This window comes from Bacteroides reticulotermitis JCM 10512 (assembly GCF_000517545.1).
Taxonomy (GTDB): domain Bacteria; phylum Bacteroidota; class Bacteroidia; order Bacteroidales; family Bacteroidaceae; genus Bacteroides; species Bacteroides reticulotermitis.
In genome coordinates, this window is record NZ_BAIV01000077.1 from 1 (window position 1) to 2,286 (window position 2,286).

At 40.6% G+C, this 2,286-nt stretch carries 6 protein-coding genes; all 6 read right to left on the minus strand.

Features of this window, described 5'->3' with window-relative positions; genetic code table 11:
* Positions 1 to 63 precede the first annotated feature (63 nt).
* Positions 64 to 429, minus strand: coding sequence for a hypothetical protein (locus tag JCM10512_RS24470; RefSeq protein ID WP_244437417.1), 366 nt, complete (start codon positions 427 to 429; stop codon positions 64 to 66).
* A gap of 1 nt (position 430) precedes the next feature.
* A complete protein-coding gene (locus JCM10512_RS22925; RefSeq protein ID WP_162472340.1) occupies positions 431 to 583 on the minus strand; it encodes a hypothetical protein in 153 nt (50 codons plus the stop codon).
* A 2-nt stretch (positions 584 to 585) separates the two neighbouring features.
* Complete coding sequence (locus JCM10512_RS20940; RefSeq protein WP_044165884.1) at positions 586 to 1,065, minus strand: DUF7258 domain-containing protein; 480 nt, start codon at positions 1,063 to 1,065, stop codon at positions 586 to 588.
* A gap of 23 nt (positions 1,066 to 1,088) precedes the next feature.
* Complete coding sequence (locus JCM10512_RS20945; RefSeq protein WP_052517336.1) at positions 1,089 to 1,307, minus strand: hypothetical protein; 219 nt, start codon at positions 1,305 to 1,307, stop codon at positions 1,089 to 1,091.
* A gap of 39 nt (positions 1,308 to 1,346) precedes the next feature.
* On the minus strand, positions 1,347 to 2,018 hold the full coding sequence (locus JCM10512_RS21745) for a hypothetical protein (RefSeq protein ID WP_148298519.1): 672 nt from the start codon (positions 2,016 to 2,018) through the stop codon (positions 1,347 to 1,349).
* 31 nt (positions 2,019 to 2,049) lie between these two features.
* A partial coding sequence (locus tag JCM10512_RS22285; protein ID WP_244437419.1) for a PcfJ domain-containing protein occupies positions 2,050 to 2,286 on the minus strand: 237 nt, incomplete at its 5' end.

Here is a 2,286-nt window from a genome sequence, read left to right on the forward strand (position 1 = left end):
TTTTTCTCCCGCTTACTTTCCGGCTCATGGAAAAAGTAACGGCGGAAAAAATCCGCCGTCCGTTTATTTAATATAAGTTCCAAACATATCATTGAAGAACGCTACAAGCTCTTCCCGTCGTAGGCTATCCCAATAGAGAGAGGCGGGGTGATACGGTTCGTGCCGACCGATTTCGTAAGCAATATCCATTTTTGTAAAACGCTTGCCCTGATTGTAGCGCATTTCTGTACCTTCCAACCAACGTGAACGACGGTTTTGTTGTTGAATCGGGAGCAATTGCTCCAGTATATAGGCATAATTTTCGCCTACGGTGTGTCCGCTTTCCATTTTATACGGACTGTCTTTGCAACGCTTACATTCGTCAATGGCGGCATTCAAATCGGTTACTTCGATTGTTGCCCCTGTGAGGTCTTTAATTTTAAGTTCCATTTTATTGATTTTTTGATTTATACCAACTATCGCTGTAATTATCTCCGATGAGCGAAAAAACGCCTGCTTCCTCGCTGTATTGGGCATATTTCTTTGTTTCTTGTATGGTCGGAAACTCGTCCAATTTCCGAAAGCCTATAAATAGTTTATACATGGTCAAATAGTTTTTTCAATAGAGAGAATAGGGGTATTCATGCGTAGCCATTCCTCTATATGCTCGATATTGTATTCAGAGGTAATAACAGCCATATCATAGCCAATCAGTGTAAAACGGGAACTTTCATAGCTATCTATCCATTCTTTCAAATTGACGGCTCCCCATGCTTTATAATCTTGTGCAAACATTCTGTCAATAACAGATATGCTTTTTGTAAACCTTACCCGTAAGGTTTGGTATTTGTCGTCTATTATTTCAAGGTGGTGGAGTGAGCCAAAATCATCATGTAGTCGGGCGTGCGCCCAATCAAAGCGATAGAGTTCTCCACCCCAATTATGCGGTTCATCGAAACGGATTTTTACCTCTGCGGTATATTCCGTATGTTTTACGTCTTCGATAGTTCCCGTTACCATAAGTCCCGTAAAGATGCACTTGCACCGTTTTCCGATTAATTCTTCATTTACGTCTTTTGCTTTCATGTCTGTTGATTTTTAGATTAATTCTACTTTTCTGGCGGTCGTATCTCTATCAAGGTGGTGTGAATATTATGCCCGATAGTGATTATCAGTTCACAATTACGCCATATCTCAAAATGGGTTCTGAATCCGTGTTTGCCTACAATGAGGTTCATTGCTTCATATATGGCATCCTGCACCTCTAAATCCCATTCGGGAAAAGGTTGTACTTTACTGTTCTTATATCCTTTAGTTATGATTTTCATTCTATGTGTTGTTGTAGGCGACTGTCGTCGCCCCAATTATTAAAGTTCATTATCTAAAAGCCTTGCTTCTATTTCATCGTAGATGTCGTTAAACCTGTCTTGATATTCTTCGTCAAATGAGCCGTTTTCATCGCACATATCCTCTCGGCTTTTGCTGTACTCCTGTTCCAACTGTAAGTCTGCCAATTCGCAGATAACTTCCATTTGCAGGGAATTGGCATCGTCTTCGTCAAGCCTTATTAAGCCGTTCCTATGTCGCCAATATTTATGAATACAGTTCTTGTCTGAGGGTTGTATCTTCGCCCAAAAAGCACGGTAATGGTAATCCGTTGCCGTTTGGCTGTCAATACCCGAAATGACCGCTTTTGTTTCGATAGGCATATACTCCCACCATTGGTCGGCATCTTTGTACCATTGGTGTTTGTTGCCGTGTAGTGGATTGTCTTTTAGTGCGTACACATTTTTGGTGTGCAGGTAGCACTCTGCGTTTCTGTTCCAACAAGCCCTCAACCAATCGCCATTGGTAACTTCCTCTAATTGGTTATGCTTTTCAATGGCTTCGTCCACGCCCGAAACATATATCAGTTTTCCTCCGTTATTCAGCGTATTTGCCAAATAATAGGCGTATATATCGGCATCGCAATAGTTAAGAAAGTTTGTACCCCTTACAGCAAAGCCGTTTCCTTTTTTTTCTATTCTACACTTTTTCATATCATTATGTATCATTTTGATTATTATTTTGTTATGCTGCCAATCGTTGTTCAATGAATGGCATATTGTTATTCACAAGGGAAAGTATCTGACTATGGTGTTTGCTGTTCTTGTTGCATAATCCCCTGCATTGGATTACTTTCAGTTTGGAAATGGATACCTCTACGGTTTCGATACGTTTGCCGTCAATGGTTGCCGAAAGGATAAGGGAATCTTCCTTTGAAGAATAGCCACCTACGCAATGATGCTTATGCGTCACTATACATAA